The sequence below is a fragment of the Candidatus Rokuibacteriota bacterium genome, assembly GCA_030647435.1.
GTDB lineage: Bacteria > Methylomirabilota > Methylomirabilia > Rokubacteriales > CSP1-6 > AR37.
Window position 1 is genome coordinate 1 of sequence record JAUSJX010000082.1, and the last position, 8,218, is coordinate 8,218.

Below are 8,218 nucleotides of genomic sequence, written 5' to 3' on the forward strand. Positions count from 1 at the left end.
GAGGCCGAGGCGCGGCTCGAGCGCGTCCCCGCGGGCTTCATGCGCGAGATGACGCGGCAGGAGATCGAGAAGGCGGCGCGCGGGGCGGGGATCACCACCATCGACCTCGCGCGCTGCGAGGAGTGGATGGTGGCGATCCGCTCCACCATGTGCCAGGCGCGCGGCACCCGTGCGGAAGCCGGCGCGTGACGGAACTCCCCGCTCTCGAGGCCGCGGGCCGCACGCGGGTCCCCACGGCCTACTCGGTCTCGTGGAACCTCACCCGGCGTTGCAATCTCCGCTGCGACCACTGCTACATCTCGGCAGGGCCCGGGCCGCGCCGGCCGGATGAGCTGTCCACGACGGAGTGCCTGCGGGTGATGGACGAGATCGCCGAGGTCAACCCCAATATCTTCCTGATCCTCACGGGGGGCGAGCCGTTGCTGCGCCCGGATCTGCCGGCGCTGGCGGCCGCGGGGCGGGAGCGCGGCTTCACGGTGGTCGTGGGCACCAACGGCGTGCTGCTGCGGGAGCGGCAGGCGCGGCTCCTGCGTGAGTCCGGGGTGCAGGGCGTGAGCCTGTCGCTGGACTCGACGGATGCCTCGCGCCACGATACCTTCCGCCGCCTCCCGGGGGCCTGGCAGGGCGCCGTGCGCGCGACGGAGATCTGTCGGGCCGAGGGACTCGACTTCTCGCTGCACATGTCGGTCACCGAGTGGAATCTCGGGGAGATCCCGGACATGATCGACCTGGCGCGGGAGCTCGGCGCCACCGTCCTCAACCTGTTCTTCCTCGTGCGCTGCGGCCGCGGGGAGGGGCTCACCGACATCGCGGCGTCCGAGTACGAGCGCATCCTGACCTACCTGGCGAAGGTCCAGGGCGCCGGCGCTGGGCGCACTGACGGCCTGCTCGTCCGCGCCAGGTGCGCGCCGCAGTTCCGGCGGATCGTGTGGGAGATGGACCCGACATCCCCGCTGCTGCAGGCTTACGCGGAGGGCTCGTGCCCGGCCGGCAAACACTACTGCCGGATCACGCCCGAGGGTGACGTGACGCCCTCCCCGTTCATGCCGCTCGCGGTGGGCAGCCTGCGGGAGCGCTCGTTCGCCGATCTCTGGCGCTCCGCCCCGGTCTTCACGGATCTCCGCACGTCGAGGCTCCACGGCCGCTGCGGCGACTGCGAGTTTTCGAAGATCTGCGGCGGCTGCCGCTGCCGCGCGTACGCCACCTCCGGCGACTACCTCGCCGAGGATCCCGCCTGCTCGTACCAGCCGGGCGCGCACGGCGGCATTCCCATCGAGGTGCCCGCGGCGCTGACCTTCGGGCTCGAGGTGTCGAAGGAGCTTGCCTGGAGCGAGGCGGCCAGCGCTCGCCTGCAGGCGATCCCTTCCTTCGCCCGCGGCATGGTGGTGCAGGCGGTGGAGGCCTACGCGCGGACGGCCGGGCACGCCGTCGTCACCCCCGCGATGCTCGCGGAGGTCCGCCAGCGGTGGGGCGCCCGCTTTGCGCCGCGAGCCTAGCCCGTGAGCCTGTTCGACCGCGTCGCGCGCCGCTCGACCCTCGCCGTCCTAGGCGTCTCGGCGCTGTTCCTGCTGCTGGTGGATCCGGCGCTCGCGCAGGAGGCCGGCAAGGCCGTGGAGTACCGCGCCTTTCCCATCTTCGACTCGCGGCTCGCCGTCTGGGCCGTGGCGCAGATCCATCTCAACTTCGCCGCCTTCATCCTGGGCGTGCCCATCTTCGCCGTCATCATCGAGATCATGGGGTGGCGGAGTGGCGATCGTAAGTACGATTGGCTGGCACACGAGCTGGTGAAGCTCACCTTCGCCGCCTTCTCGACCACCGCGCTCCTGGGGGCCGCGCTCCTCTTCCTCCTGATCGGCTACTACCCCAAGGTCTGGAACTACCTGACGGGGATCTTCTTCCAGACTTACTGGGTCTACGTCCTGCTCTTCTTCCTCGAGACCTTCGCCGTGTACCTCTGGTACTACGGCTGGGACTGGCTCTCGGGCCCGCGGAAGTGGATCCACGTGTCGCTCGGCGTGCTGTCGAATCTGATCGGCACCGCCATCCTCGTCGTCGCCAACTCGTGGGTCACCTTCATGGTCTCCCCCGGCGGCGTCGACGAGGCCGGGAACCTCAAGAGCCTCTGGGGCGCCATCAACAACTTCACCTGGATTCCCATCAACATCCACCGCCTCATCGCCAACATCGTCTTCGGCGGCACCATCTGCGCGGCCTACGCCGCCTTCCGCTTCCTGTCCGCCAAGACCGACGAGGAGCGGGCGCGCTACGACTGGATGGGGTACGTCGGCAACTTCGTGGCGCTGTCCGCCTTCATCGTGCTCCCCTTCGCGGGCTACTACCTGGGGCGCGAGATCTACGCCTACAACCAGACCATGGGCATCACCATGATGGGCGGCTTCATGTCGTGGCTCTGGATCATCCAGGCCATTCTCATCGGCATCCTCTTCATCGGCTCCAACTACTATCTCTGGCTCGGCATGGAGCGCATCCCGGGGTCGGAGCGCTACCGCAAGTACGTGCCGTATCTCCTGATGGTCCTGGCCGCGGGCTTCATGGTCTGGGCGACGCCCCGGAGCCTGATCGTCACGCTGCGCGAGACGCGCGCCATGGGCGGCACCCACCACCCGATCCTCGGGCTCCTCGGCGTCATGTCGGCGAAGAACACCGCCGTCAACCTGATGATCCTCACGACGTTCCTGTCCTTCGTCTTCTACCGCCGCGCCAACAAGGTGTCCGCGAAGCCCTGGGCCGGCGTCGGGATGGCCGTCCAGTGGGCGGCGCTCGGGGCCGCGGCCGCCATCGTCACCTTCTACGGCGTCTACGGCTACTTCGTGGACTCCATCGTCAGGATCGGCTTCTCCGTGTACCAGGTAGCGGCCGTGCTCAGCGCGATCGTGGTGGTGATGGCCATCGACATCCCCATGTTCCGGGGCGCCCGGGCCACGGGCGAGATCCGCTGGGGCAGCATCGCGCCACGCTCCCAGTACGTGCTGATCCTCCTGGCGGTCACCTTCACCTGGCTCATGGGGCTCATGGGCTTCGCCCGTTCCGGCATCCGCCAGCACTGGCACGTCTACGGCGTGCTGCGCGACACTTCCCCGGAGGCGTTCACGCCGGCACTCGGTTACGCCTCTAGCGTGATCACCGTGGTCACGACCATCTTCTTCGCCCTCGTGATGTTCATCTTCTGGCTGGGGAGCCTTGGCGAGAAGGGCAAGGCGGCCTGAGATGCGCCTGCCCGTCCCGCTCAAGGTGTCGGTGTTCGCGCTGGCGGTGATGGGCTCGTACACCTACTACGCGAACTCGATCCCGCAGATCCAGTCCAGGCCCCCCGAGGATCTGTCGCTGGAGGGCGGCAACGTGACGCCGGAGCAACTGGTCAAGGCCGGGGAGAAGATCTTCAAGGACAAGGGCACCTGCGAGATCTGCCACAGGATCGGCCAGAAAGGGACCCGTGCGCCAGACCTCGCCGGCATCGGTGCCACCGCCGCCAAGCGGAAGCCGGGCATGAGCGCGAAGGCCTACCTCGTGGAGTCGCTGCTCGATCCCGGCGCCTACCTCGTGGAGGGCTACCCTGCCATCATGCCGAAGGTGGACCGGCCGCCCATCGGGCTCAACCGCTCGGAGCTGTGGGCGGTGGCGGCGTTCCTCCAGTCGCAGGGCGGCAGCGTGGACATGAAGCTCGACGACATCCCGAAGACGGCGGGCGCGGAGGCCGCAGGCGGCTCCGCCCAGGCCGCCGAGATCAGGCTGCCGGGCGACGCCAAGGCGGGGCAGGCGGTGTTCATGGGCAAGGGCGGATGCATCGCCTGCCACAAGGCCGGCGCCATCGGGGCCTCGCCCGTGGGACCCGAGCTGACGCAGATCGCGCGCATCCAGACGCCGGAGTACATCATGGGCAAGATCCTCAACCCCGCCGCCCTCGGGACGGTGGCCGGCTACCCGCCCGGCGTCATGCCGCCCACGTTCGGCCAGACCCTCACCGCACGCGAGTATCTCGACCTGGTCGCCTTCCTCCTCACCCTCAAGGGTGACGGGGCCGCGACGGCGAAGAGATGAGCGCATGAGCCTGTTCCGTTCGAAGCTCTTCCAGTCGGTCCTAGTCCTCGTCGTGACCTTCTTCGTGTTCAGGTTCGGCATCCAGCCGCCCGCGCCCTGGAGCGTGATCACGCTGTACATGGGCGTCGTCCTGCTCGCGCTGCTGGTCTACGTCTCCTCGGACGGGGACTCGTGGCGGGCCTTCGTGGCGCCGCTGCGCGCCCTGCTGGTGGACGACTCGCTCATGCCGATCCGCGTGGCTGCGATGATCGTCCTCCCGCTCGGCCTCGGCTACTACGCCTACAGCCAGGCGGCGGCCACTGTGGAGGCGCCTCCCGAGCTGCGCGCGGTCCACCCGGCGCCGCCCGCGTCGGTCTCGTTCCGCGGCAAGACCATCGACGTCCAGGGTCTCGAGAACCCGCTCCGGAAGGATGCGGCCAACTTCAAGAAGCACGTGGACGAGGGCGCGGTCATCTACATCAGGAACTGCATGTACTGCCACGGGGACAACCTCGACGGCGCCGGCCACTTCGCCCACGCCTTCAACCCCCCTCCTGCGAACTTCACGGATCCCGGCACCATCGCGATGCTGCAGGAGGCCTACCTCTTCTGGCGGATCGCCAAGGGCGGGCCCGGGCTGCCGAAGGAGTCCACGCCCTGGAACTCGGTGATGCCGGCGTGGGAGGACCGCCTCGGCGAGGAGGAGATCTGGAAGGTCGTCCTCTACCTCTACGACGCCACGGGCTACCAGCCACGGCGCTGGGAGGAGGCTGCCGAGCACAAGCACTCCTCGGTGGCCCCGTCAGCGAAGGGCGTGGGCTTGGCCGGGCTCGGGCTCCTCGCTCCGCGCGCGGCCGAGGCTCAGCAGGCGGGCGATCCCGCCCGGGGCAAGGCGGTGTACGAGAAGAAGTGCGTGCTCTGCCACGGCGAGAAGGGTGACGGCGCGGGACCGGGCGCCTCCCAGTTCGAGCCCCGGCCTCGTGACTTCACCAAAGGCAAGTTCAAGATCCGCACCAGCGTCTCGGGGCAGGCGCCCACCGCCGCCGACCTCTTCCGCATCATCTCCGAGGGCATGCCGGGCACTTCCATGCCCGGGTGGAAGGCGCTGCCCGAGAAGGACCGGTGGAGCCTCGTCGCGTACATCAAGACCTTCGCGCCCGACGCCTTCAAGGAGGCGCCGAAGCCCGCCGTGCTGCCGAAGGAAGTGGCTTCGTCCAAGGAGTCGCTGGCGCGGGGCAAGGAGATGTACGAGGCCATCGAGTGCAACAAGTGCCACGGCGCCGGCGGGCGCGGTGACGGTCCCTCGGCTCCCGATCTCAAGGACGACTGGGAGCAGCGGGTACGGGCCGCCAACCTGACGCAACCGTGGAACTTCCGTGGTGGCAGCACCACCAGGGACGTCGCCACACGCCTGGCCACGGGGCTCATGGGCACGCCGATGCCGACCTTCATCGACAGCGTGGAGAAGCCCGAGGACATCTGGCACGTGGCCAACTACGTGCGCTCGCTCGGGCAGGACAAGGCCGCCTTCGCCACGATGCTCACCGTGCGGTCCGTCGCCGGAGCCATCCCCGACGACCCGGCGGTGGCCTTCTGGACGCAGCAGCCGGCCTTCGCCTTCCCGCTGGCGGGGCAGGTCATCGTGGACCCGCGCAACTTCAACCCCTCCATCGACATGATCACGGTGCGCGCCGTGTACACCGACAGCGAGATCGCCTTCCACCTGACCTGGGACGATCCCACCAAGTCCATGCCCGACGCCAAGGCCAAGACCTTTGCCGACCAGATCGCGTTGCAGTTCGCGGCCAAGCCGGCCGAGGGCAACGAGCGCCCTTACGTGCTCATGGGCGACGGCGCGAACCCCGCCTACCTCCTCCGCTGGGCCTCGGACGCAGGCGTGGGGGAGGCCAACGCCTCGGGGCTCGGCAAGCTCACCCCGCAGGCAGGCGAGGCCGTCCAGGCCAAGGGCGCGGCAGTCTTCGCCGACGGTCAGTACCGCCTCGTGATCAAGCGGCCGCGCGTCACCAAGGATCCCGGGGATCTGGAGTTCCCCGCCGGACGCTTCCTCTCCGTGTCTTTCATGGCCTGGGACGGCGGGGCCGGAGAGACCGAGAGCAAGATGTCCTTCTCGTCGTGGTACTACCTCCGCCTGGAGGAGCCAGGCTCCAACCAACCGTATGTCATTCCCCCGCTGGTGATCCTCGTCACCGTCGCGCTCGAGCTGGTCGTGGTCCGGCGCGCGAGGCCCCGGACCCAGGGGGGATAAGGAGGAGAGCATGATGCGCCACTGGACAACCGCGCTGTGCGCCCTGGGTCTCGCCGCCGCTCTCGTGTGGGCGGGCTCGACCCCCGTCACCGCCCAGGGGGCGGGCTCCATCGTGGGCGAGGTGAAATTCTCGGGGACGGTCCCCGCGCCCAAGACCCTCAAGGTCAACAAGGATCCCCAGGTCTGCGGGAGTGACAGGCCGAGCGAGGAGCTCATGGTGGGTGCCAACAAGGGCATCAAGAACGCGGTCGTGTCGCTCGCCGGCGCCAAGGGCCCGGCCCCCAAGCCCGCGCAGAAGCCCGCGCTCGACCAGAAGGGCTGCCAGTTCAATCCCCACGTGCTCGTGGTGCCGGCCGGGGCAGAAATGGACATCCTGAACTCCGACGGCATCCTGCACAACATCCACACCTTCTCGTCGGCCAACCCCTCCATCAACAAGGCGCAGCCCAAGTTCAAGAAGGTCCTGACCGAGAAGTTCGACAAGCCCGAGGTCGTCAGGGTGCAGTGCGACGTGCACGGCTGGATGCAGGGCTGGATCGTCGTGGGCGAGCACGCGGCCTATTCCGTGAGCGACGACAGCGGCGCGTTCAAGCTCGACAACGTCCCGCCCGGCAAGCACAAGGTCGAGGTCTGGCACGAGACGCTCGGGAAGGTGAGCCAGGAGGTGGAGGTCAAGGCCGGCGCGCCCACCAAGGTCACCTTCGAGATGAGCAAGAAGTAGTATCTCGGGCCCCGGCACAGGGACTGCGCTTGACCTCGCGCGCCGTCCTGTCTACTCTCCGAGGGGTCCGCCACCAACCTCGCACTGGATCGGAGAGCCATGGAACTCGAGCGCCCGCTGCCCCAGCCCATCACGCCCGAAGCCAAGCCCTACTGGGAGGGCCTGCGCGAGCAGAAGCTCATGCTGCCGCGCTGCCGCGCCTGCCGCCGCGCCTTCTTCTACCCGCGCGTCCTCTGCCCGCACTGTCACGCCGCCGATATCGAATGGTTCCAGGCGAGCGGCCGCGGCAAGCTCCACTCCTTCGAGATCGGCTACCAATCCTTTAATAAGGCCTTCAAGGTCAAGCCGCCCTTCGTGCTGGCCATGATCGAGCTGGAGGAAGGCCCGCGCATGATGTCGAACCTCGTCGGCATCGAGCCCGATCCGAAGAAGATCCGCTGTGACATGCCCGTCGAGGTGGTCTTCGAGAAGCAGACCGACGAGATCACCCTGCCGCTCTTCCGGCCCGCGGGAGGTGCGCGATGAAAGAGCTCCGCAACTCGGTCTGCATCGTGGGGGCGGACGAGAGCGACGAGTTGGGCACGCTGCCGCACAAGAGCATGCTGACGCTGCACCTCGAAGCCGTCAGGAACGCCGTGCGGGACGCCGGCCTCAAGATCAGCGACGTGGACGGCATCTTCACGGCGGGCCAGCATTCCCCGGCCACCATCGGCGAGGCGCTCGGCATCACGCCGCGCTACGTGGACGGCACGACCGTGGGCGGCTGCTCCTTCATCATCATGGTCGGCCACGCCCTGGTCGCGCTGCACCATGGACTTTGCGACGTCGCCGTCGTCTGCCACGGCGAGTCCGGCCGCTCGGGCGTGGGCGTGACTCCAAGGCGCGACACCGCGCTGCCCGGCCAGTACGAGGCGCCCTTCGGCTTCGGCGGCGCTTCTACCTTGTTCGGCATGATCACCACCCGCCACATGCACGAGCACGGAACCACGCTCGAGCAGTGGGCGCAGGTGGCCGTCTCCACACGGCAGTGGGCGGCGCTCAACCCGAAGGCCAAGAACCGCGAGCCCATCACCATTGCGGATGTGCTCAACTCGCGCCCCATCTGCTACCCGTTCAATGTCCTGAACATCTGCCTCGTGACCGACGCGGGCGGCGCCGTCGTACTGACGCGCGCCGACCGCGCGAAGGACTGC

General features: G+C 68.5%; 8 protein-coding genes. All 8 read left to right on the forward strand.

Features of this window, described 5'->3' with window-relative positions:
* Nucleotides 1-189, forward strand: a 189-nt coding sequence (locus tag Q7W02_15270) for a PCP reductase family protein (protein ID MDO8477528.1), incomplete at its 5' end; no start/stop codon positions are given.
* Nucleotides 186-1,496: a radical SAM protein gene (locus Q7W02_15275; GenBank protein ID MDO8477529.1), complete on the forward strand. Its 1,311-nt coding sequence runs from the start codon at nt 186-188 to the stop codon at nt 1,494-1,496. The genes Q7W02_15270 and Q7W02_15275, both read left to right, overlap by 4 nt.
* A gap of 3 nt (nt 1,497-1,499) precedes the next feature.
* Complete coding sequence (locus Q7W02_15280; protein MDO8477530.1) at nt 1,500-3,227, forward strand: cytochrome ubiquinol oxidase subunit I; 1,728 nt, start codon at nt 1,500-1,502, stop codon at nt 3,225-3,227.
* A 1-nt stretch (nt 3,228) separates the two neighbouring features.
* The gene (locus Q7W02_15285; protein MDO8477531.1) at nt 3,229-4,059 is read left to right on the forward strand and encodes a c-type cytochrome; all 831 of its coding nucleotides are present in this window, start codon (nt 3,229-3,231) and stop codon (nt 4,057-4,059) included.
* Nucleotides 4,060-4,063: 4 nt separating this feature from the next.
* Nucleotides 4,064-6,304 carry a c-type cytochrome gene (locus tag Q7W02_15290; protein ID MDO8477532.1) on the forward strand — a complete coding sequence of 747 codons (2,241 nt, stop codon included), beginning with the start codon at nt 4,064-4,066 and terminating at the stop codon, nt 6,302-6,304.
* Between the two features lie 10 nt (nt 6,305-6,314).
* Nucleotides 6,315-7,025, forward strand: coding sequence for a carboxypeptidase regulatory-like domain-containing protein (locus tag Q7W02_15295; protein ID MDO8477533.1), 711 nt, complete (start codon nt 6,315-6,317; stop codon nt 7,023-7,025).
* A 99-nt stretch (nt 7,026-7,124) separates the two neighbouring features.
* On the forward strand, nt 7,125-7,550 hold the full coding sequence (locus Q7W02_15300) for a Zn-ribbon domain-containing OB-fold protein (GenBank protein ID MDO8477534.1): 426 nt from the start codon (nt 7,125-7,127) through the stop codon (nt 7,548-7,550).
* Nucleotides 7,547-8,218 (forward strand): thiolase (locus tag Q7W02_15305; GenBank protein MDO8477535.1); only part of this gene is annotated, 672 nt, incomplete at its 3' end. The genes Q7W02_15300 and Q7W02_15305, both read left to right, overlap by 4 nt.

Excerpts from the sequence above, each read along its gene's own strand:
- Q7W02_15300 (MDO8477534.1), top strand. The coding sequence starts at position 7,125 with ATGGAACTCGAGCGCCCGCTGCCCCAGCCCATCACGCCCGAAGCCAAG.
- Q7W02_15290 (MDO8477532.1), top strand. The coding sequence starts at position 4,064 with ATGAGCCTGTTCCGTTCGAAGCTCTTCCAGTCGGTCCTAGTCCTCGTC.
- Q7W02_15295 (MDO8477533.1), top strand. The coding sequence starts at position 6,315 with ATGATGCGCCACTGGACAACCGCGCTGTGCGCCCTGGGTCTCGCCGCC.
- Q7W02_15285 (MDO8477531.1), top strand. The coding sequence starts at position 3,229 with ATGCGCCTGCCCGTCCCGCTCAAGGTGTCGGTGTTCGCGCTGGCGGTG.